The organism is Microcoleus sp. A006_D1 (assembly GCF_036702805.1).
In the GTDB taxonomy this organism is placed as follows: domain Bacteria; phylum Cyanobacteriota; class Cyanobacteriia; order Cyanobacteriales; family Microcoleaceae; genus Microcoleus.
Map to the genome: position 1 here is coordinate 622,119 of NZ_JAUBVZ010000001.1, position 25,714 is coordinate 647,832.

The window sequence follows — 25,714 nt, forward strand, 5'->3', positions numbered from 1 at the left end:
GCGCACCTTACCCACTGTAGGGTGTGCATTGCGCACCGGTTGAGTAGGGTGTGCACTGCGACAAATTCAACTGGTTTGAAATGTGGGTTGTAAAATCAACCCGTGCGCGGTGCACACCCACAGAAAGTCAATCGGTGTTAAATGTGGGTTACAAATTCAACCGGTGCGCAGTGCGCATCCTACAAACTACGCACCATTCAAAACTTAATCTGAATGAGAATCTAAAGCACCGCTAGACAGCATCAATCTCGGCCAAAGCAATAAGAAAAATCCCATCCAAGCTAATAAAGGAATCGCGACTAAAACAGTTATCCAAACAGTTTTTAGCAAAAACCAACTACCTGAAATTAGACTCGTACCAGTCAAAAGAATCGACCAAGGCTGACACCACCAAGGTTTGTAATTCCAAGGACTAATAGCTTTTTGTTCGGAAATAGATTTCATGTTTTTAGTAATTTTTCATATATAATAACAGAGTTAGCTCCATTAACCTAATTTAAACATTCATCACCTGTTCGGCTGTCAGCGTCAATTCTGGAAAAGTCCGCGACACAATTCTATCACTGCCCTTAAATGCAGTTGTTTGATAGTTACCGTCTGCATCCAAAAGGTGGACAAATATAGTTGGAACTTTGGGATTTCCCAGAAAGTCTCTACTGCCAATTGCTAAATAATCGACAATCCAATACTCAGGAATTCCGAGGCGCTGATACTCGTCCAATTTATCAATGTAATCGTCATCCCAATTTGTTGATGTTACTTCGACTGCCAATTGAATTGGTTCTCGCAAAGCAGCATAAGCAGAACGGTTAGATCGCCATAAATCGCGATCGATTACACTGACATCCGGTCTCCTCCCTTGTTCTACTCCAGCTTTATTTACAGTTCTGATAACGGCTGTAATGTTGACTACATAATTCAAATTTAGTCGCCGAATTTCATCATTGAAGTCAAATAACATGAAATTAGCAACATCATAATGATTTCTTGTGGCATTCATCTCTACAATTTCTCCATTTACCAGTTCATAGAGTCCATCTTCTGGACATTCTACAAGGAATTGGTCAAAGGTGATTTTTGGTGTGACTGTTGCAATCATAAGATTTACCCTTATTTTGCAGGAATACTATCAACCTATGTTACCACAGACAGGAATGAATTTGTTTTTTTGACCGCAGATGCACGCGGATGCACGCGGATGAACACAAGATCGTAGCGTAGCGGGGCGTAAGCCATCGCCCTTCTGATATTTGACACCGATATTTGACGCTGATATTTCACGGAAATGGTAAAATGCGATCGAGACGATTAGAACGTGATTAATACTCCTAACCCATGCGGTCGATCGCTTCTTCCTTCTTCCTTCTTCCTTCTTCCTTCTTCCTTCTGCTATAAAGTAACAAACCTAAAAACCGAGCCACTCCAAGGTCAACCCCGAACCATGAGACTAGACGAAGCCGTAGAATTTGCCGAAAATCCAGAGCCGCGCTGTCCCTGCGTCCTCCTGCTGGACACCTCCGGTTCCATGCAAGGCGCACCGATAGATGCCTTGAATGAGGGGCTGGAAGTTTTTAGGAATGACCTAATTAAAGACGAACTAGCTAAAAAGCGAGTCGAAGTCGCGATTATTTCATTTGACAATAATATCAAAGTCGTGCAAGATTTTGTGACTGCCGACCAGTTCGAGACACCACTGCTGACTGCTCAAGGACAAACCCACATGGGCGCAGGTATTCAGCAAGCACTAGATTTGATTGCCGCCCGCAAATCGGAATACCGCAACAATGGCATTACTTACTATCGCCCGTGGGTATTCATGATTACCGACGGCGAACCTCAAGGCGAATCAGATGATGTTGTGGAAATAGCAGCACAGCGCATTCAACAGGAAGAAACTAACAAACGCGTGGCTTTTTTTGCAGTCGGAGTCGAAGGTGCTAATATCGCTCGTCTCGCAGAAATTGTCGAGCGCACGCCTGTAAAATTGAGAGGATTAGATTTTCGAGAGATGTTCATCTGGCTGTCGGCTAGTATGCAGAGAGTTTCTCACTCAAAAATTGATGAACAAGTTGCACTACCGCCGCCCGGATGGGGAACTGTTTAGTCATTAGTCAGTTGGCAGTTGGCAGTTGGCAGTTGGCAGTTGGCAGTTGGCAGTTGGCAGTTGGCAGTTGGCAGTTGGCAGTTGGCAGTTTGTAGGGGCGGGTTTAGCGAAGGATTTATGATACAAATGACTAAAAAAATGGCAAAACCCGCCCTCTCCCCATGTAAGCGGTAAGGTATCCATCACGCACCCTACATTTTGAATTTACGAAGTTTTGAATTAAAGAGTTATCAATGGAGAATTCATCATCTAATTGGCAAGTTGTAGCAGCATCGGTGACTGGTACAAGCCACGAAAAACGATCGCAACCCTGTCAAGATGCCCACTGCTGGCGCGTCTTGCCGAACGGTGTTTTGGTGGCAGCGGTTGCTGACGGCGCGGGCTCGGCTGCACTGGCAGAAGTGGGGGCAAAAATTGCTGTGGAAGCGGTTGTGGAAACGATTTGCCAACAGGATTTGCAGCCGGAAAGTGACGAAGAATGGCAGGTATTTTTTACCGCATCTCTGCAAGTCGCGCGGGCGGCTGTGGAAGCAGAAGCGGCAACCCGGGAAGTGGCGGCGAGAGATTTGGCTTGCACTTTAATTGCGGTTGTTGCTACGCCGGAATTGATCGCAGTTGCTCAAATTGGCGATGGTGCGGCGGTGGCGGGTGATAGTGCGGGAAATGCGATCGCCCTTACCATACCTCCCTGCGGCGAATATATCAACGAAACTATCTTTTTGGTTTCGCCAAATGCGATCGAAACAGCGCAATTTCAGGTACTGCGGGAACAACTGCGGCACTTGGCTGTTTTTTCCGATGGCTTGCAAATGCTAGCTCTCAAAATCCCGGAAGGCACGCCGCACAAGCCGTTTTTTGCACCTTTGTTTCGGTTTTCTGGCGAAGCGAAAGAAGAATCGGATGCGAAACAGCAGTTAGAGTCATTTTTGCGATCGCCCCGCGTTTCCGAACGCACCGATGATGACTTAACATTATTGTTAGCAACTTTTTCGAGTTCGGAGGCACAGCACAATTAAAAATAGACATCTTGCAAAAGCGAACATCCATCTGAGTCAATCGGCGTTGCATCTGCGGTTAAAAATTCCCGATTCTGAATTTTGCAACAAGTCTAATCCGTTCAACTGAATGAGCGGCGAAAATTTGACACGGTTCTATAATAAAATCGAGGTGTCAACAATTCTGGTTTAGTCTGTACAGTAGGTCGTCACTTGCAAGCACAAGAGATTAAGGATAAGCTCAACTCCCTAATTAGCGCAGCAGATCCAATAGATCCCAGTTTGGCGAGAAGATTGGATGAAATCAATCGCTGGGTGAAAGATGTTAAACCCGGTTCGCTAACTGCTAAGAAATTTGTGATGGCTTTTTTGCTACAGCTTATCCGAGATTCTCAGGTTTGGCTGGCGGTTCAATCTCTACCTTCGGAAAGAGAACAACAGGCTGCGTTTGAGTTAATGACTCCAGGCGAAAGGTATTGGTACAGCTATCTATTTCCTAAATGGTTGAGGGAAAACGATCGCAAGTTTTACATCTGGAAACAAAAACTCAAGGCCGGTAAATTCGATCCGGCTGATGATATAGTGATTCGTGCGATCGCATCCCGGATAGTCGAACGCCAAGGCAGTGTTTTGTATCGCTATGTAGCAGATCTTTCTATGGCCACCGATTCGATCGTCAGCAACCGCCAACAGCAGCCCCTCTGCATTCAAGTCACTACTCTTTCTGATGAGTTTTCTGAACAAAAATATCAAAAATGGCAACAAACTCTTCAAGCATGGGGGATTGACAGAGGACTATTTTTAAGTTATGATACGAAAGATGCAAATTTCCTGAACCAGTTAGTTAACATTGCATTATATAATAGTGATAATTTGCCCGCAGGTCGTTACCTCAAATTCCCCTAAATTCACCCGATCTGCTGCTGAGAATAGTTCGACTGCTAAACACTCGGTGAACAACAAATTTTGAATAACTCGCACATTGCAGAATTCTAGAGAATACTACCAACCTAAACATCAGACTGCTTCCTGCCAAAGGGAAGGCTAGAGATTTTTCCTCCCATTTTGTGTTTCCGGGAGGGCTTGAGCAGACTGCGGCCGCAGGTACTTGATACAAATGCTAAGCAACGGGAAGATTTACCGCAGCAATCAATAGCGGTAAGGTGTGCAATTCGCACCCTACGAAAGATAGAGATTCTGCGTAATTCCTGCCTCAGTAACGGGAAGATTTACCGAACAATCAATCAGAGCGAAATAGCTAGCAACTCGGTATAAATTGAATTGAGATTGGATTGGATCGCGGTGAAGTTGTGGGAAATAAAAACTAATTACATCAAAATCAATACTATGACATTACAAGGTACAAGCACCGTTGAAAACAATTTGCAAAAAGTCTTAGAAGAACTAGAAGCAGCCCGAAAAATGCAGGATGATTGGATAAATTGTGGGGTGGATTTTGTTGATTTGTATGTGGAAGATGCTGGGGGTGATTGGTTGGAAAAGTGGGGAAATTGTGAAGAAGAATTAGAATACATAACCAGCAAAAATGTAGATGTTGAAGCAGTCAAAGTAGCGATCGACCTTTCGGACTTCGGGCAAACCCAACTGCTGGAAATCGCCTTGACTCGCCCTTCCTACCACTCTCCATCCGGGCAAGAAGTGAAGCACCAACGCCTGTCACTCCTAGGCGGAGCGATTTTCGGTGCTGTTGTTACCGATTACCTGTACCGCGAATATCCCCACCTGGATGCGGAGGCAATCTCAACCTTAAAAACAGGTTTAGCAGAACAGAAAAAACTTGCAGAATTCGCACAAAATTTCAAATTGAACGAACTCTGTGGGCGCAGTGAACTCGGGAAAGAAACAGACAAAATCGAGTATAAGAGATTTTTGTCCGAGAGTTTTGAGGCTTTGTTTGGCGCGATTTACTTGGAGTTCGATCGCGATTTTTTCCGTGCGGGAAACTGGCTGATTCAGCAGTTGATTGAACCAACTGTCAGCGAAAATATCGATCTAACTCAGCAGCCGGAAAGTGCGCCGGGAAACGAGGAAAAACGGCGGGAAATCCTGGGGGCGGATCTGATGGATGCGATCGCGATCGACTATCTGTACAACCGCTTTCCCGATCGCAATAGCAGCCAGCTAACTCGTTGGAAAAATCTGTTAGGGGCTAAAGAGATTTTCCCGAAAGACTTTAAAACAAAATTAGGCAGTCATTACCTAGAATTGGAGAGCAATTTCTCGCGTACCCGCGACTGGCTGGTGGATAATTTCATTAAAACCGCAGTTGACGAACTGGAAGACGAAACAGGCGATCGACTACAATAAAATCAACTCCTCAAAAAAATGGGAAAACAGCAATGCTTACACAACTGCAATCTCCCGAAAAATCAAAGATCATCTACCCCGACGATAACGGCGAACCGATGTCAAACAATACGGATCAGTTTCGATTAATCGTTTGGATTAAAGAAAATTTAGAATTGCTGTTTGCAGACGATCCGAATGTTTTTGTAGCAGGTGACTTGCTTTGGTATCCGGTGGAAGGGAATAATAAACTACGCCAAGCACCAGATGTGATGGCAATTTTTGGCATCCCCAAAGGATATCGAGGTTCTTACCAACAGTGGAACGAAGATAATATTGCGCCGCAAGTCGCCTTTGAAATTTGGTCGCCGGGAAATCGTCTGACTCCGATGATGCAAAAATTTCAATTTTACGAACGCTACGGTGTGGAAGAATACTATTTGTATGATCCAGAAAAATTGGAACTGATAGGATGGTTGCGGGTTGAGGGAAAATTAGAACAGATCGAACAAATGGAGGGTTGGGTAAGTCCGAGACTGGGAGTGCGGTTTCAATTATCTGAAACAGGACTCGAAATGTTCGGGCCCTCTGGAGAACCGTTTATGAGTTTTGCTCAGATCGATCGACTGCGACAGCAAGCCGAGGCGCGGGCCGAACAAGAACGGCTGCGGGCCGAACAGGCAGAAATGCTGCTGGAACAAGAACGATCGCGATCGCAAGCTTTAGAATCAAGACTGCGAGAAATGGGAATCGAACCCGATCGATTGTAAGCACAATTGCAAAATTGAACTATTGTGGAACAGGCCGGAAAGCCTGTTGCTGAGTTTTCCAGGACGGGCAGGATGCCCATCCCACAATAAAATAGAATTACGGGTTTATCAGTGGGGTAGCTTTCTTTAATCTAAAATCCAAAATCTAAAATCTAAAATCGACTAATCCTCTATCCCCTAACGGAATTCTATGCAGTTGCAGCGCCAATTTAGCGGACAACTGATTGCGATCGACAGCAACAGCGCGATCGCCAGCGGTGGTGAGGGTCGCATCTACCCGATCGCCCAAGACTCGTCCCTAGTAGCAAAAATCTACCACAGACCGACAGACGAAGACGGCGACAAACTCACTGTCATGTTCAGTATGCCGCCGGATGCGCCGATCGCGGAACTGGGACACGCTTCAATTGCTTGGCCACTGGATTTGCTGCATACTGTCGGCGGGCGCGAAAAAATCGTCGGTTTTGTGATGCCGCGCGTCAAGAAAGCCTTGCCGGTACACACTTTTTATACACCCAAAACCAGGCGCGAACAAAAACCGCTATTTAACTATCTTTACCTGCACCGCACCGCCAGAAATCTCGCCTCGGCGGTAAACGCCCTCCACGTCAGGGGTTACGTCATCGGCGACGTGAACGAGTCGAACATTCTGGTGACGGATACGGCGTTGGTAACGCTGGTAGACACCGATTCCTTTCAAGTGCGCGATCCTTATACGGGTTACGTTTATCGGTGTCCCGTGGGGAAACCGGAGTTTACGCCGCCGGAATTGCAGGGACAGACTTTCCGCGATATCGATCGAGCTCCAGAGCACGATTTGTTCGGTTTGGGGGTACTAATTTTTCAATTGCTGATGGAAGGTACGCACCCGTTTTCGGGAGTTTATCTCGGTAGCGACGAACCGCCGTCTTTGGAAGCGAGAATTCGATCGGGCCATTTCCCCAGCGGTACCAAGCGGATACCCTACCGCCCGATGCCCGCCGCGCCGCCTTTGGAGATGCTGCATCCGCGGCTGCGGCAGATGTTTGTCCGCTGTTTTGAGGAAGGGCACGGGAATCCGGCGGCGCGCCCGGATGCGAAAACTTGGGTGAATGCGATTCGGGAAGCGGAAGATTCTCTAATTACTTGCAGCAAAAACACTCAGCACAAATACGGAAATCATCTGAGTCGGTGCCCTTGGTGCGATCGGGCAAAACTCCTCAAAGGCCGCGATCCGTTTCCTTCGCGCGGCGCAGTCAGCAACGGATTGCACTTGCAGCCCGCCACAACCAAGCGTAAAAAGCCCCAACCCCCGCCTCCTGTGAGGGAGACCGCAGCGCGCCGACAACAGCCCGCCACGGGGCTGCCACGCCAAATGGGCAACTATCAACTGCCGATGCTACCGATTCCTTCTCGGAGTCGGACTCCGGTGCCTCGGATTCCCCCTAGCAAGTTGGAACGCATTGTTCAGGATGCTGCTTGGGGTGGTGTTTGGGGGACTTTGTGTTTGGCCGCTTTGGCGGGGATTTTTTCGGCAATTGCTGAGGGCGGCGGCGCGATTTTGGGGGCGATTTTTGTCGGTTCGATTTGGGGCAGTTTTTTTGGGATGATGTGGGGGATTTTTACTTTGTCGCCGAACCAGATTTGGCGGAAGTGGGGGGGAGTTTTGGTGGGGAGTCTCTGGGGGGCTTTCTTTTTGGCTGCGATCAGCGGTGTGGTGTTTGGGGCGATTAGTGACAATAGGACGATCGGGCAAGCGATTTTGTCTGGCGCGGGGGTTGGTACTGTCTGGGGATGTGTTTGGGGTGCTTTTGCGCCTCCTCTGGCGCTGCCGATCGGGAGAGTTTGGGGCCGGCGGGGAGCATTTTTGGGGGCGGTTTGGGGAGCGTTTTTGGGGACTGTGGCTGGTGTTTTGCTGGGGATTGGGTGGGTGGTTTGGCAGCAGTATAACGGGCAGATGCGGCCGGTGAACGAGTTTGGGGGTTTGTTGGTGGGTGTGGCGATCGTGGCGGCTGGTGTGGGTGCTGTTGGGGGCTTGGTTTCTGGGAGTTTGTTGGGTGTTTGCGGGTTTGCGCCGAAGCTACCGGTGTCGTTTCAGCCTTCGGGTGTCAGCGGTGCGGCTTTGGGTTCGATTTGGGGCAGTTTTTTGGGGACTGTGGCGGGTGCGGTGTTGGGGGCGGGGGTTTGTGCGATATTTCCGGCCCTCAGCGGTGGGGTGTCGGTGCAGTTGGCCCCTGTCGTGGGTGCGATCGTGGGGGCTGGTTTGGGGGCGATTTGGGGGGTAATTTCGGGTACTGTTTGGGGGGCTCTGGGGAAGTGGTGATTTGATTTAAGGGCGATTTTTTTTTGTCGTTCCTAGTTGTCATGATGACCGCAAGTAATGTAGTATATTAATAGGTAATGCACTTAAATGACAAAGAGAGTCTTGAGAGGGAGAATAATGAACAACACCCATTAGAACAGAACCTACCGACGTGCCAACCCAGAAGCCAAGAACCACCATATATTTAGAGCCAGAACTCTTTCAGGCTTTACAGGAGAGAGCAAAAGAGGAAAAAAGAACGGTCAGCAATTTGTCCAACCTCTTGATAGAACAAGCCATGAAAGCATGGCTGGCTGAGAACAAACCCCCATCAGCGTCACAAGAGTAATTAAGATAGTGGAACAAGAACAGTCAGAACAAGAAAACGTACACAGTGCCACCGATCCCCAGAAATGCCGGGAAATGGAGAGCCGATACGGTTGGAAACTGAAGAGAATTAGAACAAACAAAGATTTGCCACTAGAAGTCGATTGCATCTTTCACGGCGAACAGACTTCTTTTCAAGATCTTTGGCACGACAACCAAGAGTGAGGTAATTATGGCTAACAAGGAAACCTGGATCGTTTACAAAGTCGAATCAATGAGCGCCGAAGGCTGGAGAGAACGCAAATTAATGCCCTCCGGCGGTTTAACCGAAATGCTGACAGAAGAATGGGACTTTTCCGGCAAATTGCCCCAAATCGGCGATCGCGTGCGAGAATACACCAACCTGCAAGACCCAGACAATGGCATCACTCACGGTAGAGACGGCGACTGGATTGTGACTCGCATCCACCAGTTTTCGTCTCACGAAACCAACCAGCAAATCGCAGTATGTTATTGCGCTTATCAACCGATTGAGGTTAAATGGGTTGAACTGAAACGAGGCAGACCTGTTAACGAAATTTTGCAAGTCGCTGAGGTTGGGTAGCTAGTCAGAAACCGGGTTTTTTGCGAAAATATTTCATTCCAGCCCGCAGATTAGGTAAAAACCCGGTTTCTTTTGCCCAAATGCGTCCAGGAATTTCAACTTAAACCCTATTAAAGATTGAAACCAAACTAATCTAAATCCCATTTTTACTTAACTTATAGGAACCGCCACATCGCTTAGGACATTAATAACTTCATCAACAGACTCGCTTATCCACTATCAATAAACAGTTTGATTCTTGTTGGATGTAACTGTCAACTGTCAACTGTCAACTGCTCTAAGATGACAGTGACAATTCGGCTTTTCAATCAAAGACTCAGCCAAAGCATTCAAAGCAACCGCCGCCAACAACCCGCCGCCAAAAGTTCCCACAGTCGTAATATAAGGAATGCCCGATCGCACTAACCGCCGTTTCGCCACCGGAGCATGACTGAAGCCGATCGGCATTCCAATCACCAAAGCCGGTTGTAGTTGCCCATTTGCGATCGCCTCACAAACCGCCATCAGCACAGACGGCGCATATCCTACTACTAATATACATCCTTTTTCCAATTTCAACAATTTTTCAAACCACTCGCGCCCATGCCAAAATTCCTGTTCCGCTTCCGCCGCAGCATTGATGTGCGGATCGTCAATTAAAGTTGTGATACTTGTTCCCAAATGCGCCAATCTTGTGCCATCCAAAGCCGCAAAAACAGGCGGCACATCAGCTACGATTTGACACCGATTTTTCAAAGCTTCCCGCGCCGATTGAATTGCGGTTTCGCTCAACTTCACAAACGGCAACAGCGAACAATCTCCGCAGGCTAATACCAGTTTTGAAAGCAAGTCTACCTCAATTTCCGAGCGATCGCCCAAATCCGGCAACAAATGCTGCAACGACTCCCCAAACGCCTCCGGGTGAGTGTGTGCCCCCGCATCCCAACCATCCCAAAGTTGTTCCAACTGTCCCTCAGTTTGGGCCTCCAACAGCCTCAATTGCGCGAGTGCGCCCGCTTGCACCGCTTGACACGAAAGATCCCGCCCCAGCAATCCTTCGAGGGCACAAGCCGTTTCTCGCAGGCGCACAATCTGCTGAATTACCGACAGATATTGCCGTTGCAGAGTCGCCATCAGCGCGTCTGGGGAAGCATCCGCGTCTGTTTCTAACAATTTGCGGATGTGAGACAGTTGAAAGCCTTGCTGCTTGAGTGCGACGATTCTTTGCAGTCTTTGCACGTCGCTGCGGGTGTACAGTCTGTAGTTAGATGTCGATCGCACGGCTGGAGATAGCAGCCCCAAAGCGTGATAATGCCGCACCATCCGAGGCGTAATTGTGCCTTTTACCGCGTCTGTAAGTTGTTTGATTGTCAGGTATTGTTGCTGCATAATACCAATTCCGAAAACTAGGGCTAACTATTCTAAATTGTACCCTATATCTGTAGGCAAACGGCAATGCCGTGTCCGACGCGGGGTTATGCAAATTTTCTGATTAACATTCTTATTTAAGAGAGTTTAATTATTGATACGAGTCAATTTTCATAATTGTCATTGCGAGGAACGAAGCAATCTAAGTCTTTGCGATTGCTTCGTTCCTCGCAATGACAGATAATTTAAAATACAGATTGAAAGCATGATAAAATCAACTTATGCAGTGAATCTAAAATCTAAAATCCAAAATCTAAAATCGAATGACTCGATTAATTCACGACCGCTTTGCCAAAGAATACCTAGAAGAGATGCTGTCTCCATTAGGAACAGTCAATATCGGTCGCGATGTCACTTCCGAAGTGCGCGAAATCGATGTTTACTTTACTCATAATGCCACAGTCCCAGAACATATCGAAAACTTGGGATTGTTGGGAAGACTAGCAACTTCGACGGCAATTTTTGAACCATTACGAAACCCGGTAACTGTCAGGGAAATTGTCGGCTGCATCAGCAAATTGTTTGATATTCAGAGCGAATTAGAGCGAGAAGCTAGAAGAGACAATATTCGACTTAACGAAAATGATTTTCCAAAATTGTGGATTCTCACTCCCACAGCGTCAGAATCGCTGTTAAACGGGTTTCGCGCACAACTAGACGAACCCAATTGGATGCCGGGAATCTATTTTTTGGGGGAATATTTGCGATCGGCAATTGTGGTGATCCATCAGTTGCCAAAAACTCCTGAAACCTTGTGGCTGAGGATTTTGGGCAGAGGAAAGGTGCAGGAAAGAGCAGTTGCCGAGTTGATCGCCTTGGCTACAGACAACCCCCTGCGAACTAATGCGTTAGAATTGCTGTATCGACTGCAATCAAACTTAGTAGCAGATTTAGAACAGCCCATAGAAACAGAAGACCGGGAGTTAATTATGACTATCGCACCTCTTTTTCAAGAACAGTTACAAGCGGCACAGGAACAAGGATTAGAGCAAGGATTAGAGCAAGGATTAGAACAAGGATTAGAACAAGGAAGACAAGAACAACAGCGCTTAATTTTAGAGAACTTTCTGCGAGTGAGATTTGGAGAGTTAGACTCGCTGATGATAGCGTTTCTCTCTCCAGTTTCCAGGATACCTGCTGCCGAGTTTACGGTGATTTTACTGGGAATATCTATGCTCACGGTGGATGCAGCAGGAAGGCAAGAAGCGGTGAGATTGTTAGCAGAAAATGTCTTGGCACTGCGGTTAAATGAATTTACCGAGAGTTTGCCTGCAATGGTTGCTAATTTACTGGCTTTACCTGTCGCAGAATTGACGTTGTTTTTGGAACAATTGCCTCAGTTATCGGCTGATGAATTGATGGCTAGATTGGGACAGATACCAGGGTAGAGTTTGTTTAAAGTGCGATCGACCTTACCGACAGTCGATCGCGGTTTGCCATTCGATGAAATACAGGAGACGGCAGTGCCGTCTCCCTACCCGGAGGGAATTTAGGCCAAAAGCTTGACATTGACACTAATGTCAAGGTTTAGGGTAAAGGAGTCATTCTACCAAATCAATTTCCCCAATGACTCCCAACTCCCTCCCCATATCTCGCCTCTCGCGCCTCGCAGAAGAACACCCAGATGCCTTAAGTGCCGCCCTGTGCGGAATTCTGGTAATTTTGGGTTCGATCGCCCTACAAGTCGGTTGGCTGGGCTTAGCCGTGTTAATATTGCCCGCTGCTTACGTGATCGGCGGCTATTCCAGCACCCGCGAAGGCTTAACTACGCTATTTCAAGAACATGAATTAGATGTAGATTTGTTGATGATTGTGGCTGCTTTGGGCGCGGCAGGTTTGGGGCTGTGGCGGCGAGAATATCATTTAATTGTTGACGGTGCTGTTTTAATTTTAATCTTTGCAATTAGCGGCGCGCTAGAAGGTTATGCTATGCAGCGGACTGAACGGAGTATTCGCAGTTTGATGAGCTTGACTGCGGATACTGCGCGGGTGTTAATGTACGATGGAGAACGGGAAATTGCGATCGCAAAATTAGAAATTGGCGATCGCATTTTGGTCAAGCCCGGAGAAATCATCCCCACAGATGCGATAATTGTTGAAGGTTACAGCGCATTAAATCAAGCCTCAATTACCGGCGAATCGATGCCCGTCGAAAAAACCGCCGGCGATGAAGTCTATGCAGGCACGATTAACGGTGCGGGCGCGCTACAATTGGAAGTGCACAAAACTCCAGAAAGCAGTTTGATTCAGCGAGTGATTCGGCTGGTGCAACAAGCGCAAACAGAATCGCCGCCTTCTCAAATGTTTGTGGAAAAGTTCGAGCGCGGTTATGCTAAATTAATTGTCGGTTTAGGCTTGCTGCTGGCAATTTTGCCGCCCTTTGTTTTAGGCTGGAGTTGGGAAGACACCATCTATCGGGCGCTGATTTTCTTAGTAGTCGCTTCTCCCTGCGCGCTGATGGCTTCGATTATGCCGGCGCTGCTGTCGGGCATTGCTAACGGGGCGAGACAGGGGATTTTGTTCAAAAGTGGCGCGCAATTAGAGATAATTGGTAAAGTTCGGGCGATCGCCTTTGACAAAACTGGAACCCTCACCACGGGAAAACCCCAAGTTATCCAAATTGTACCAGCAGTCGGATATACTGAAACAGAAGTTCTGCAATTGGCTGCGGCTCTAGAAGCTCATTCCGAACACGCGATCGCCCAAGCAATTGTCCAAGCCGCCCAGCAGCAACAGTTACCGTTGTCAAGTGCGATCGACGTACAAGCAAAAATTGGTCAAGGAATTGTCGGTAAAGTTAACAATCAAATCATTACTATTGGTAAAGCCGATTTTGTCGCAGCAACTGCTGAATTAACAGAAGTCAGTCATCGGTTGCAAGGTGAAGGCAAAACAGTTGTTTGGGTAGCAAAGGGCGATGAAATTTTAGGCATCATTGCAGTAGCAGATACAGTCCGCCCAGAAGCAGCAGCCACAGTAAAACGCTTGCAAAAACTAGGCGTAGAACATATCATAATGCTGACAGGCGACAATGAGCAAACCGCCCAATATATCGCCCGCCAATTAGGCATCAATGAAGTGTACGCCGAACTTTTGCCCGAAGACAAAGTGCACCTAATTAAGAAGCTGCAAACCCAGTATCAAACCGTCGCAATGGTAGGAGACGGCATCAACGACGCACCCGCCCTCGCTCAAGCTTCCGTGGGCATTGCGATGGGTATTTCCGGCAGCGATGTGGCTTTAGAAACTGCTGATATAGTATTAATGGCAGATAAGTTAGAACAATTAGCCCATGCGATTAGTTTGGGCCGCCGCGCTCAAAATGTTGTCAAGCAAAACATTGTTTTTGCACTCAGTTGCATTATACTGTTATTGGCAGCTAATTTTCTCGGAAATATCACAATGCCGATCGGCGTTATCGGTCATGAAGGGTCTACAGTTTTGGTAACATTGAGCGGTTTGCGGTTGCTGAGACATTAATTAAATTACTCGTTACCAGACGAATTTGTAGGGGCGGGTTCACCAACCATTTATGATAAAAAGCAACAATCTCATAAACCCGCCCTCCCCACCAACAATAAAAATGTACCATGAATTTATTTGTAAAATGTTGATGTAAATAATCGCGGGGATGGGGCGGGTTTATGAAATTATTTGTGGGTTTCATAGATGGTTGGTGAACCCGCCCCTACTTTTATCACTCAGTTTCCCGATTTAATTCACTCAGAGATGTCATAATATTTTGAGCTGTTTTCAAAGCAATTTTAACATCGCTTGATAATGTAAACACCCTATCTTCATAATCAGCCTTATTCCTGAACAGCCTTAATCTGCTTAAATTCTCCCCTATTTTGATTATTTTTTTAGCTTTTGATTTATGAAAAATGAATTCTTCAGCGACATATTGATGTTCATTAATATCAGGAGTTTTGCGAGAAAGTCTAGAGTCTTGTTCAACATCGCGCAAGTAATTTCTAGCTAGGCAGAATACTGCATAGTATGCTCTACTTACAGCCGATCGCAATTTTGCCTCATTATTATCAGAATCGCCAGAGATTGCCGCCAATTCTTGCGCTAAATTCAAATATTCAGACCAATCAAATCTCATTTGACTCAAATCCCAAACTAATATGCAATTTACTATTGGCAACAGTAGTTATCTTATCCAGCCACCAAGTATCATCAAGAATCATCAATTTATCAAAAGCTTCATCGACTTCTAGTTTAGTATAGATCGTAATCCAGAGCGATCGCCAATTGGCAATTTCTGGATCGGTTTTGACTTCCAAGGCTAATCTTTCGCTAGGAAATAGTTCTCTCACTTTAGAATGAGCTTCTAAAATCAAAAGTGCGATCGCTTCTTGTTCGATAATGATTTTAAAACTTTCTACGGGGTTTTCAACCGCGTACAGGCTTTTGATTTGATTAAATGATGCAATTAAATTGTCAAAGGCTGTAGCTATTTCAGAGGGACTCTCCGCTTCTCCTTGTGGCTGAGGAAAGGAAGGGCTTAAGTTTCCAGCATCAGTGCTGTAAATGCTGTCACTTGTCGGCTGGTAGCGTTTATCTTTTGATTTTGCTTGGTACTGTTCTTTTAAGTCGAGGCGTTCTCTTGTATAAATTTCGTCGATAACAGTGTTTTGTTTGGCTAATTTTTCAAAAGCCAATATCGCAGAGCTTATAATACTATCTTCCAACTCGCCAAGTTCAATAGATGAATCTAGTTGAGCTAAAGTAGCCCCGATCGCTTGTAGCCGAATAATATCTGTTGCTTTCATAATAGTCGAGGGTTGGGAAGTTAGGGATTAACTTTACCAGTAATCGTGAAACCTGCCCAGTAATAGAGATCGGCATAAGGAGGTTCCTGAGACACCATTTTAGCATCATTTCTGCGGATTAGGTTAGCTTCGTCTCTCAAATCTTGACTGCAAGCGGAATTATCTTTCGTTATTTCAGACAATTCGAGATACCAGTCGGATAGTTCGCTGTAAGTAATAGTTCGGAGCCATTTTTGCGTTTCTTTGAGGGCTAGTGCCGGATGTAACTTATTTGGGCAACGCTGTTCGTTCAGAATTTCATAGAATCGAATCATCATTAAGGCGGTAGAAATCTCATCAACTATCCAGAGAGTGCTGAGGGCATAAACAGCACCCGCCGCTAAAAAGCTGCTGGCTAAACCGACAAATTCATCTATCAGTTCTTCTTTTCCTGTTATCCCTGTTTCACAAGCGGAAAGGCCGACTAAATAATAGCTTTTTAAATCGAATTTGGCGATTTCTTCTGAAGTTAGAGGCTGTTTGTTTTTCAGGATTAGGGCTGACTGGGACGGCTGTTTTGTATTGTGGTAGGCGTGACCTGTAAAATGGAATATGTCAGCAGGTTGTTGCAGAGCTTCTTTAAGATTGTTTTTGGTAGCTTGTGAACTGGGGATGGTATTGCAGTTAAGGTAAAAATTCGCGATCGCGGGCGCTTCTATTTCAGCAAAAAGTAATGGATCTGGGCTTTCTACCAACAGCAGAGACATTGAAGGTGAGGGTTTTCTGTCTAGTCTGTCTATCCCAACTTGGATGCTGGGCAGATAGGTGATAGTGAAAAGATTATCGGAAAATAAAATGTGCAGTGGCAGCAGGTGCAAATCGCGGTGGGGAATTAAGATTAAGTCTTTGATATTGGTGAGGTGCGTGCAAATTTCGGGGATTTTGAGGATGTCAGCGAGTTTTTGCAATTGCGCTGTCATTGATTGCCGCCAGGAATGGGATTCTTTGTTTTGTTCTTTGCTAAGTTTGCTGTAATTTTGATAGTTGGTTTTCCAGTTTTTCAGCCATTTTTCTAAACTCGGATTTTTGGAATCATGGGATAAATCGGTGACTGGTGTGGAGATTGTTTGAAAGTTGTCTGGGGTAATGATAAAAGCTGTCAGGGAAACTGGGCTGAGATGCCAGTAAATTATTGCTGTGGCGGTGTTGTTTGCCAGCAAGTCTCGGATTTGCGGATAAGTTGGGCTATCGGTGCGGTTTGGCGAACCTGCGCGCATCCATTGCAGGCAAAAGTTTTTCCGCGATTCGGCTTTTTCTAGTGCATTGATCTTTTTGCCAGACTTGACGAGGGTATCGACTTCTAATTGGTAAAGTCCGGCAAATTTGCGCTGGAGTCGCTGTTTGATTTCGGGGTGAGTTTGATTGTCTAAAAGTAAGTTTTCTAAGGCGGTAGTAGCTTCGGTAAGGTACTCGCTGGTTTTGGGATCTCCCAAGCTGCGACAGATGGTAATTAAGCCTTGCATTACTTCTAAATAAGCTTCTGGAATCGGGGGAGATTTCAAGAATTCGCAGGCTTGTTCGTAGCTGGCTTTGGCTTTGTGGAAAAAATCCCAATATTGGGATTTTTGTTTGCCGTGTCTGTAGTGTGCATCGCCTTTTTGCAGGTGCAATCTGCCGCAAGCTTCGCGATAGTCGCGGTTGCTGGGCTGATATTTTTGTAAGCCTTCATCCCAGTTTTGAATGGCTTCGGTGTAGCGATAGGAGTTGAAAAATGCCCAACCTCTATTACACCAAGCTTCCCAGAATTGATCGCCTGTAATTTCTAAGGCTTTGTCGTAGGCTGCGATCGCCTCTCTGTTGCTGCCCAAATCTTTTAGCGCAATGCCCCGCCCGTGCCAGGCATAGTGGAATCCGGGGTCAATTTCTAAGGCTTTGTCGAAGTCTGCGAGCGCCTCACTGTTGTAGCCCAAATCTTTTAGCGCAATGCCCCGCCCGTACCAGGCCAAGTGGTATTCGCGGTCAATTTCTAAGGCTTTGTCGTAGGCTGCGGTCGCCTCACTGTTGGGGCCCAAATGATATAGCGCATTGCCCATCCCGCTCCAGGCCAAATGGTATTTGCGGTCAATTTCTAAGGCTTTGTCGTAGGCTGCGATCGCCTCTCTGTTGTGGCCCAAATTCTTTAGAATATTGCCCAGCCCGTTCCAGGCATAGTAGTATTTGGGGTCAATTTCTAAGGCTTTTTCAAAGGCTGCGATCGCCCCTTCTAAATCTCCCGAATAATAACGTTTTACTCCTTGCTGAAATAATTCTTCTGCCTCTTTACTAATTTCTCTTCCTATAGATTCTGACTGCGAAGTTGAGTCGCCTTGATTAGCCGCAGACAAACTATCTGTAGAAAAACTCAAACTCTCGCTTCCCAACAATTCAGGAACATTATCACTTATAGATGAATCATCCGCAGCAGTCAGATTCAAACTCTCCCCAGCCAACAATTGCCTGCCGATATTGCCAGCAACCACACTGATTCTCCCGCAATTTGCCGCACCCAGCCGCACCATGCGCCTACCCAATTCTAAATTTGTTTCCGGGGATACCAGCAACCTTTCTCCAAATTCTTGCAGCCAATTTTCCCACTCAGCATCTTTGATATTGCTGCCGATTAAAAAGCCTTTGATTTCGCCGCGACTCCAGCCTTGTTCAACTCCCTCTAACAACTCCATGAATTTCTGTTCGTATTCCCCAAAAGAGCGAATCGGAGTTGGCGGTGGGGGTGCTGGTGGTTTGGGTTGCGGGAAAATTTTCCGCCACAGCTTGAGGATTGTTTGCCAGATTTTTCGGATCATTGGCTTGGTGGGTGATGTGTTGTTGCCGATTGTAGCAGATTTTTGGGTTTGGTGGAGGTTAAGACTTGGAGAAACCGGGTTTTTTTCCGAGTCTGTTGGTGATGCCGAGATATTGTGGAAAAAACCCGGTTTCTGGCTACCCGTGAGGCTAAGAAACCGGGTTTTTTTCCGAGTCTGTTGGTGATATCGAGATATTGTGGTGAAAAACCCGGTTTCTGGCTACCCGTGAGTCGGTTTCTGGCTACCCGTGAGTCTAAGAAACCGGGTTTTTTTCCGAGTCTGTTGGTGATACCGAGATCTTGTGGAAAAAACCCGGTTTCTGGCTACCCGTGAGTCGGTTTCTGGCTACTCGTGGGGCTAAGAAACCGGGTTTTTTTTCGATTCTGTTGGTGATACCGAGATCTTGTGGAAAAAACCCGGTTTCTGGCTATCTTTCTGGCTACTCGTGAGGCTAAGAAACCGGGTTTCTATGAAGATTTTCGGTTGAGTACGAGAAATCTAGGAAGAAACCCGGTTTCTGGCTACCCGTGAGTCGGTTTCTGGCTACTGGTGAGGCGAAGAAACCGGGTTTCTATGAATATTTTCGGTTGAGTACGAGAAATCTAGGAAGAAACCCGGTTTCTGGGATTAGCATTTTCACGACTCAACTCAATTTACAAAACTACTTAATACTTTATAGTAATTAATGAATTCGTGTCGCGATTTAAGCTTAAACTAGGAACATCACAAAATAAAAGTTTTCAAATTCAAAAGGGAAGAGATGGGAGAAACCGGCAAACACAAGTTTTTTTCCTGAATTATCATCTTCTCCTTCCCCTTCCCCTTCACTTTGTGTAGGAGGCAATATGAACGAAAATGTCATTAGGGCCGCGCGAAACGTGGCAATTGTTGGCCCTTATTTAAGCGGTAAAACCGCACTGCTGGAAAGTTTGCTGTCGGTGACAGGGACGATTACTCGCAAGGGTAATGCTAAGGATGGTAATACGGTAGGTGACAGTTCGCCGGAAGCGCGCGATCGCAAAATGAGCGTAGAAGTCAACAGCGCCACCGCCGAATACGAAAACGTCCGCTTCACATTTCTTGACTGTCCCGGCTCGATCGAATTTGCCCAAGAAACTTACAATGCACTTATCGGTGTCGATGCGGCTGTGATTGTTTGCGAACCCGTTGCCGATCGCACTTTAACCCTCGCCCCGCTGTTCAAATTCCTCGACGATTGGGAAATTCCCCACCTAGTTTTCATCAATAAGATCGATCGCGCGTGCACAGACGAAACGACTTGCGGTAGCAACTTCACCGAAGTGCTCAACGCGCTCAAATCCGTTTCTAGCAGACCAATTGTACCTCACCAATACCCGATCGGCAAAAACGAACAAATCATCGGTTTTATCGACTTAGTAACCGAACAAGCTTACCACTATCACCCCGGCGCACCCGCAGATCCCGTCCCGCTTCCCGAACACCTCAAAGCACAAGAAAGCGCCGCGCGACAGGAAATGCTCGAAGAATTAGCCAATTTTGACGACCATTTGCTCGAAGAATTGCTGGAAGAAATCAATCCCGATGTCGAAGAGATTACCCGCGATTTGAAGATGGAATTAGGCGCAGATTTAATAGTGCCCGTATTCATCGGTATCGCCGAACAAGATTTCGGCGTGCGGCCTCTGTTGGAAGCTTTACTCAGAGAAGCGCCGACACCGGAAACTACAGCAAAACGACGCGGTTTTATACAAGGTGAAAACAAGGTTCTCGGTCAAATCCTCAAAACCTATTACACGCCTCAAGGAGGTAAGTTATCGTTAGTGAGAATGTGGCGGGGAACCCTGACAGACGGATCACTTTTGAACGGGGTTCGAGTTAACGGTTTGTACCGATTGATCGGCCAACAAACGCAAAGTTTGCAGTCCGTCAGTGCCGGGGAAATTGTCGCTGTGGGCAGGCTGGAAGGCTTGAGAACAGGCGATGTGCTGGGTTCTGACGAATTATTGCCAAAAGCTGAAATCATCTCGCCTGTGTACGCACTGGCGATCGTCCCAGAAAAGCGCAACGATGAAGTTAAGTTGAGTTCTGCCTTAGCTAAACTATTAGAAGAAGACCCATCTCTGGTTTGGGAACAGCATGGAGATACTCACGAAGTTATACTTTGGGGTCAAGGTGAAATCCACCTGAAAGTAGCCTTAGACAGGTTGCGCCGCAAGTACAATTTGCCGATGGTAACTCACTTACCACAAGTGCCTTACAAAGAAACCATTCGCAAATCCGTAGCTTCCATCCACGGGCGCTACAAACACCAAAGCGGCGGACATGGACAGTTTGGTGATGTGTACCTCGACATCGCACCGCAGCCTCGCGGAGAAGGTTTCAATTTCAGCGACAAAATAGTCGGCGGAGTCGTTCCAAAACAGTACATTCCGGGCGTGGAAGTGGGAGTGCGCGAATATTTGGATCGTGGCCCGTTGGGTTTTCCGGTAGTAGATGTATCGGTGACTCTGACAAACGGTTCCTATCATTCTGTTGATAGTTCGGAACAAGCTTTTAAGCAGGCGGCACGGTTGGCGATGCAGTTGGGGATGGAGAAGTGCGAATCAACTTTGCTGGAGCCGATCGCCAAAGTGGAAATTTGCGCTCCCAACGAGTGTACATCAAAGGTGTTGCAATTAGTCAGCGGACATCGCGGCCAAATTCTCGGCTACGAAGGTAAACCAGACTGGAAGGGATGGGATGCTGTTTCGGTTTATTTGCCGATCGCCGAAATGCAGGATTTGATCGTAGAATTGCGATCGCAGACGATGGGAGTCGGATTTTTTAACTGGGAGTTCGATCGATTGCAAGAAGTACCGGAACCTTTGGCTAAGCGGGTTTTGCTTACGACTGGCGGCAATGGGAATGGTAATGGTAATGGTAATGATAAAAGATAAGACGGCGGTTGAAACCGCGTCTACACAAACGATGTCCGCCTCCGCGGACTGAAGAATATCGCGTAATTTTAACTGTCTTTTCTTCAACCCGCGGAGGCGGGTTTTGTTTGTGTAGACGCGAATTCTATTCGCCCGGTCTCCTACAATTGATTTGGGTCGATTCCCATTTCTCGCAGTCTTAATTCTAAAGCTTGCGATCGCGATCGTTCTTGTTCCAGCAAACTTTCTGCCTGCTGTGCCCGCGTTTCTGCTTGTTGTCGCAGTTGAGCGAGTTCCACAAAACTCACAAACGATTCTCCAGAAGGCCCGAACATTTCCAGTCCTGACTCAGACAATCCAAACCGCACGCCCAGTCTGGGACTTGTCCAACCGTCCATTTGTGCGATCGCCTCTAATTCTTCATCCGAACGCTGCCATCCCGTCAGTTCTAATGTTTGCGGATCGTACAAATAATATTCTTCCACACCGTGGCGTTCGTAAAATTTGAATTTTTGAATCATCGGAGTGAGGCGATTTCCTGGCGACCAAATTTCAAACACCACTTGCGGCACAATATTATCTTCAAGCCATTGTTGGTAAGAACCTCGATAACCTTTTGGTCTACCAAAAACTACCATTGCATCCGGCGCTTGATAAATTTTGTTATTTCCTTCCACTGGATACCACAACAAGTTCCCTGCTACGAAAACATTAGCATCGTTAGCAAATAACAGTTCTAAGTTTTCCTTGATCCAGACGATTAATCTAAATTGCTCCGTATTGTCTGACATTGGTTCACCGTTGTCGTCAGGGTAGATGATATTTGATTTATCGGGAGATTGCAGTTTTGTAACCATTGCTGTTTCCCCAAATTTGCTCATGACTTTATTTGATTATAGACGAACGGCAAGCGATCGCATTTTCCAAAATCTCTCAATATTTTCCTAAAAATGTGGAACGGGCATCTTGCCCGTTCCCAAAATTCACCCAAAATCCCGAACAACTTAACTGTTAAAAAGAAACAATCAAGTAACCATTTTGGAACTTAGCACCAGTCACAGACTTACCAGTCAGCGCTGGAGGCAGCAAAATATTGCGCCGCTGATCGCCCGCTTCGATCGTCACTTCCGGTCCGGATTGAATCAATTTAATTTCTTTCTTGTCAAACCCAGGCAAAAACAAACTTACTAGACGCTGTGCAGTGTTAATGTTAATCGGTTTAGGAGCTTTCCCAGCCTGATAAAAATCTGGCAAAGCATCAATTAACGGCTGCCAATTATTATCGCTGTGGGCTGGCACCGCAACTGCTGTCAAAGGATCGAAATCCGCAGCAACAGTTTCTGTCACCGCTGCTTGATTGACAATTACACCGCCCACAGTTAAACCAACTTGTTGAGAACTTCCCCACAAATAGCGCGCAGTGGCGATCGCACTTGCATCTCCAGTAGTCACCAAATAAGCCGCCGTGCGGTTCGGATCTGCCAGCGCTTCCTTACCCTTATCCAACAGATTATCGACTTGCTTCGTAGATTGAAAAGCATTGTCTCCCGACATATCCACAGTCAACACGGTACTGACAACCGGTTGAATAAAAGGAGACAAAGCTTTCCCCAAATCCGAATCTACCAAAGCTTGGCGGAAGCGGCGGATATACCAGCTCAAAATTTCCGGCATTCCCAGCATCCGCAGCGTATCCATGCCGCCGCTACCGTCATACACAATTACATCGTATTGTTTGCTGTCGTCGTATTCCCGAAGTTCGTTCAACGCCAGCGCGCTGTCCATCCCCGGTAACACTCCCAATTCTTGCCCGTAAATCTGCTTGAAAAAAGGAGTGCGGACATATTGAGCTTCTAGTTGTTTAACTTCGTCCCACCTGCGTTCTAGCAGCGGCGCGCTTTGCACCTGTACTGCTTTGAAGTTGGGGGCGATTTCCTGGGGCGTGGGAGTCAGCGGAACTCCTAGCAGAATACCCAATGCAGGGCCCGGATCTTGGCCGAGTAGCAGAACTCGTTTGCCAAGATCCGCATATTTTTTAGCTGTTGCGATCGCGATCGTACTGCGGCCAGTGCCGCCTTTGCCCAAAAATGTCAAAATCAAAGCCATTTTCTCTTCTCAGTGCCAAAGCTTACTCTTTAACATTTAAGCGCAACCGCCATCGAGATTGGGGCAGTTGTCAGTTGTCAGTTGTCAGTTGTCAGTTGTCAGTTGTTATTGGTAGCAGCTAACAACTCACACATCAGGAATCAGAAAGAACCACTACCGACTGCCCACTGCCCACTGACAACTGCCTTCTGTTAAACGGGTTCTAGCTCATCTTCAAAGAACCAAGTCGCAAAACCAACGTCAAACTTGACAACCACGCCTACTCCGCTGCCATCAACCATTCTGAATCCATCCACAGTGCCTAGTGGATTCTCCTTGATCTTGCCCACCATATTTGCAGGTATCCGATCTCTGAGACGGCGCACCTTAACTCTCTGACCTACTTCTATTGCCACGGAAATTGTTCTCCTGCTCTATATAAGCTATATACAAGCGTCCATTTTACAGTTTGGCGGTCTCGATCGAACAGTAACGCCAGCTCGCCCGATCGCCCGCCATGATTTTTCAGCGAAATTTCGATCTACTTTTCCTAAAAGACGGTATTCTAGTCCGAGTTGCTGGATGTTTCCTCGCTTTTCGCGATCGCGCAGCTCAGCTAGGGGCTCCGCAGCGCCACCTCCACTCCCTGAACCCCCCACCCTCAGATAATTATTTTTTATCGCTTCCCAAAGCGCATCTTTTTATTAATTGCCACAACTACAGGATTTCTACCCAATTAGTCATCCTTCCGACAGAAGGCAAAAACCATTTACCAGCAGTAATTAATTTTATATTTGCTATAATAAATACTTGCTCGGAAACCTTTACATCGGCGAAAACTCATGCTATGAAGGACTTTGAACTAGGGACGGCAAAATTTTTGAACATCAGATTTTAGTAAAGTGTCATGTTGTAACAGTTTACTAAAATCTGACAATAAAAATCAAATTTAATGCTAAGCTTTCCTGCTGAGAAAGCTTATTTTTGCGGATACTTTATGGCAGAAAAAATGGAACGATTGCCGGATTTAAGGAGTCTAAGAGAGGAAATGAAGTCTAGGAACTTCAACATGAAATAATAGAAATTATGAATAAAATTTTTACGTGCTGGCGATCGACCAAAATTCCACTCCTAAGTTTGTCCTTGGCTGTGCTGGCCTGTCTGCCGGCATTTCGCTCTACGATCGCCAGTCCGCTCTCTCCATCCCCCAAACAGCAGTCAAACCCTACTAAAATTGTCTCAGTCGATCGACCTCCAGCACTCCCAACCGGCTCAAAATATCCAAAATTTCCGGTAACAGTGGCGGCGAATCCATCCCCAACCCAGACGATCAACGCTCAAGCAACAGCTTTGGTGCGATCGCTCGAAATTCAAGAAATTCGCGGTACAGTCACCTTGAAAGGGCGGCCCGCCGTGGTGGGCGATCGGCTACTCGCGAACGGTGACGAAATCATCACCGGCCGAAATTCCACAGCTCGGTTAGCGATAGACAACAACATCGGCATCGTCGAAGTTGCTGAAAAAACCGCAGTCAGAATCTCCAATTTGTCAAGCAGTGCAGGGGGCGAAAAAGACACAGCCATTTTTGTCAGCCGTGGGCGAGTCAGATTGTCGATCGGCAAAACTAATGCGCCCACAGCCGCCGCCAACACCTCAACAATTATCCCGCCCAACCAAATAGCCGCCCTCAATACCTTCAGCGGACTCGGCAAAACAAGTCAAATTGCCCAACAAAAAAAATCTCCCAGAACCGCCCCAATCAGAGTAGAAACCCCCGAAGGCGTCGCCGGAGTCAGGGGTACATCCTTTGGCGTCAGCGTCGGCCCTGACGGCAAAACCTCAGTCGCAACCATTGAAGGTACAGTCGAAGTATCGGGGCGCACCGACTCGCAAGTAGCTGTCACCCGGGGCAACACTACGGTAATTTTCCCTCAAACCCCGCCCGCGGCGCCCTCAGCCAGCCCTCGCCTACCTCAACTCAAAGTCCGCAGTTTGTCGAGACTCAGTGGCAATATCTATCGCCTCAGCGGTCAAATTAACCCGATCGACATAATTGATATCAACAACGAAACAATTAAGATCGATCGACAGGGAAACTTCAAAATCCAAGGGATTTTACCTCCAAGCCGCCGCCTCAACATCGTAGTCCGAGGCCCGTCAGTCACAGAAAGGCATTACAACCTGGCAGTTCCCTAAACAACTTTCAACCAATTCTTTCTGGTAATTTTAACCTGCTGGTATTCAACCCGCGCACCATCCGGGTTTTGTTTGTATAGACGCGGTTTCAACCGCCCGGTCTTCTAATCTGAAACATCGGACTCTGATGTCAATTATTGC

The 25,714-nt window shown here is 46.8% G+C and carries 22 protein-coding genes; 13 read left to right on the forward strand and 9 right to left on the reverse strand.

Going from position 1 to position 25,714, the window contains the following annotated elements; all coding sequences use genetic code 11:
• Positions 1 to 204: 204 nt before the first annotated feature.
• A complete protein-coding gene (locus QUB68_RS02555; RefSeq protein WP_332989079.1) occupies positions 205 to 444 on the reverse strand; it encodes a DUF6737 family protein in 240 nt (79 codons plus the stop codon).
• Between the two features lie 52 nt (positions 445 to 496).
• The gene (locus tag QUB68_RS02560; protein WP_332989080.1) at positions 497 to 1,099 is read right to left on the reverse strand and encodes a Uma2 family endonuclease; all 603 of its coding nucleotides are present in this window, start codon (positions 1,097 to 1,099) and stop codon (positions 497 to 499) included.
• A 342-nt stretch (positions 1,100 to 1,441) separates the two neighbouring features.
• Between QUB68_RS02560 and QUB68_RS02565 the strand changes: the two genes are divergently transcribed.
• From QUB68_RS02565 to QUB68_RS02600, 9 genes are all read left to right on the forward strand, one after another.
• Complete coding sequence (locus tag QUB68_RS02565; protein ID WP_332989082.1) at positions 1,442 to 2,104, forward strand: vWA domain-containing protein; 663 nt, start codon at positions 1,442 to 1,444, stop codon at positions 2,102 to 2,104.
• A gap of 233 nt (positions 2,105 to 2,337) precedes the next feature.
• Positions 2,338 to 3,120: a PP2C family serine/threonine-protein phosphatase gene (locus QUB68_RS02570; protein WP_332989084.1), complete on the forward strand. Its 783-nt coding sequence runs from the start codon at positions 2,338 to 2,340 to the stop codon at positions 3,118 to 3,120.
• A 192-nt stretch (positions 3,121 to 3,312) separates the two neighbouring features.
• The gene (locus QUB68_RS02575) at positions 3,313 to 4,005 is read left to right on the forward strand and encodes a hypothetical protein (RefSeq protein WP_332989086.1); all 693 of its coding nucleotides are present in this window, start codon (positions 3,313 to 3,315) and stop codon (positions 4,003 to 4,005) included.
• Positions 4,006 to 4,446: 441 nt separating this feature from the next.
• A complete protein-coding gene (locus tag QUB68_RS02580; RefSeq protein ID WP_332989088.1) occupies positions 4,447 to 5,427 on the forward strand; it encodes a ribonuclease III domain-containing protein in 981 nt (326 codons plus the stop codon).
• A gap of 32 nt (positions 5,428 to 5,459) precedes the next feature.
• Positions 5,460 to 6,176 (forward strand): Uma2 family endonuclease, encoded by a 717-nt coding sequence (locus QUB68_RS02585; RefSeq protein ID WP_332989089.1) that lies wholly within the window; start codon positions 5,460 to 5,462, stop codon positions 6,174 to 6,176.
• 190 nt (positions 6,177 to 6,366) lie between these two features.
• Positions 6,367 to 8,478 carry a DNA-binding protein gene (locus QUB68_RS02590; protein ID WP_332989090.1) on the forward strand — a complete coding sequence of 704 codons (2,112 nt, stop codon included), beginning with the start codon at positions 6,367 to 6,369 and terminating at the stop codon, positions 8,476 to 8,478.
• Positions 8,479 to 8,629: 151 nt separating this feature from the next.
• A complete protein-coding gene (locus QUB68_RS29915; protein WP_442923032.1) occupies positions 8,630 to 8,806 on the forward strand; it encodes a ribbon-helix-helix domain-containing protein in 177 nt (58 codons plus the stop codon).
• 8 nt (positions 8,807 to 8,814) lie between these two features.
• A complete protein-coding gene (locus QUB68_RS02595; RefSeq protein WP_332989092.1) occupies positions 8,815 to 9,009 on the forward strand; it encodes a hypothetical protein in 195 nt (64 codons plus the stop codon).
• 7 nt (positions 9,010 to 9,016) lie between these two features.
• The gene (locus QUB68_RS02600; RefSeq protein ID WP_332989094.1) at positions 9,017 to 9,388 is read left to right on the forward strand and encodes a hypothetical protein; all 372 of its coding nucleotides are present in this window, start codon (positions 9,017 to 9,019) and stop codon (positions 9,386 to 9,388) included.
• Between the two features lie 261 nt (positions 9,389 to 9,649).
• On the opposite strand, the gene QUB68_RS02605 is transcribed toward QUB68_RS02600, so the two are convergent.
• Positions 9,650 to 10,756 (reverse strand): precorrin-8X methylmutase, encoded by a 1,107-nt coding sequence (locus QUB68_RS02605; RefSeq protein ID WP_332989096.1) that lies wholly within the window; start codon positions 10,754 to 10,756, stop codon positions 9,650 to 9,652.
• 302 nt (positions 10,757 to 11,058) lie between these two features.
• Here QUB68_RS02605 and QUB68_RS02610 point away from each other — a divergent pair, with 302 nt between their 5' ends.
• Both QUB68_RS02610 and QUB68_RS02615 read left to right on the forward strand, forming a co-directional pair.
• Positions 11,059 to 12,183, forward strand: coding sequence for a flagellar assembly protein H (locus QUB68_RS02610; RefSeq protein ID WP_332989097.1), 1,125 nt, complete (start codon positions 11,059 to 11,061; stop codon positions 12,181 to 12,183).
• Positions 12,184 to 12,361: 178 nt separating this feature from the next.
• Entirely contained in the window at positions 12,362 to 14,275 is a 1,914-nt protein-coding gene (locus tag QUB68_RS02615) for a heavy metal translocating P-type ATPase (RefSeq protein WP_332989099.1), read from the forward strand.
• 217 nt (positions 14,276 to 14,492) lie between these two features.
• On the opposite strand, the gene QUB68_RS02620 is transcribed toward QUB68_RS02615, so the two are convergent.
• The 3 genes from QUB68_RS02620 to QUB68_RS02630 are packed head-to-tail and all read right to left on the reverse strand — an operon-like array spanning position 14,493 to position 18,395.
• Entirely contained in the window at positions 14,493 to 14,903 is a 411-nt protein-coding gene (locus tag QUB68_RS02620; protein ID WP_332989101.1) for a HEPN domain-containing protein, read from the reverse strand.
• Positions 14,893 to 15,573 (reverse strand): hypothetical protein, encoded by a 681-nt coding sequence (locus QUB68_RS02625; RefSeq protein ID WP_332989103.1) that lies wholly within the window; start codon positions 15,571 to 15,573, stop codon positions 14,893 to 14,895. Before QUB68_RS02625 ends, QUB68_RS02620 begins: the two co-directional genes overlap by 11 nt.
• Before the next feature lie 20 nt (positions 15,574 to 15,593).
• A complete protein-coding gene (locus QUB68_RS02630) occupies positions 15,594 to 18,395 on the reverse strand; it encodes a CHAT domain-containing protein (RefSeq protein ID WP_332989105.1) in 2,802 nt (933 codons plus the stop codon).
• An 845-nt stretch (positions 18,396 to 19,240) separates the two neighbouring features.
• Between QUB68_RS02630 and QUB68_RS02635 the strand changes: the two genes are divergently transcribed.
• Positions 19,241 to 21,313 (forward strand): elongation factor G, encoded by a 2,073-nt coding sequence (locus QUB68_RS02635; RefSeq protein WP_332989107.1) that lies wholly within the window; start codon positions 19,241 to 19,243, stop codon positions 21,311 to 21,313.
• Between the two features lie 140 nt (positions 21,314 to 21,453).
• Here QUB68_RS02635 and QUB68_RS02640 read toward each other — a convergent pair whose 3' ends face one another.
• The 3 genes from QUB68_RS02640 to petP form a co-directional block, all read right to left on the reverse strand.
• Positions 21,454 to 22,149 (reverse strand): Uma2 family endonuclease, encoded by a 696-nt coding sequence (locus QUB68_RS02640; protein ID WP_332989226.1) that lies wholly within the window; start codon positions 22,147 to 22,149, stop codon positions 21,454 to 21,456.
• A 154-nt stretch (positions 22,150 to 22,303) separates the two neighbouring features.
• The gene (locus QUB68_RS02645; RefSeq protein ID WP_332989109.1) at positions 22,304 to 23,398 is read right to left on the reverse strand and encodes a Get3/ArsA fold putative tail anchor-mediating ATPase NosAFP; all 1,095 of its coding nucleotides are present in this window, start codon (positions 23,396 to 23,398) and stop codon (positions 22,304 to 22,306) included.
• A gap of 191 nt (positions 23,399 to 23,589) precedes the next feature.
• Positions 23,590 to 23,793: a cytochrome b6f subunit PetP gene (gene petP, locus QUB68_RS02650; RefSeq protein ID WP_332989111.1), complete on the reverse strand. Its 204-nt coding sequence runs from the start codon at positions 23,791 to 23,793 to the stop codon at positions 23,590 to 23,592.
• Positions 23,794 to 24,463: 670 nt separating this feature from the next.
• Here petP and QUB68_RS02655 point away from each other — a divergent pair.
• On the forward strand, positions 24,464 to 25,573 hold the full coding sequence (locus tag QUB68_RS02655; RefSeq protein ID WP_332989113.1) for a FecR family protein: 1,110 nt from the start codon (positions 24,464 to 24,466) through the stop codon (positions 25,571 to 25,573).
• Positions 25,574 to 25,714 lie beyond the last annotated feature (141 nt).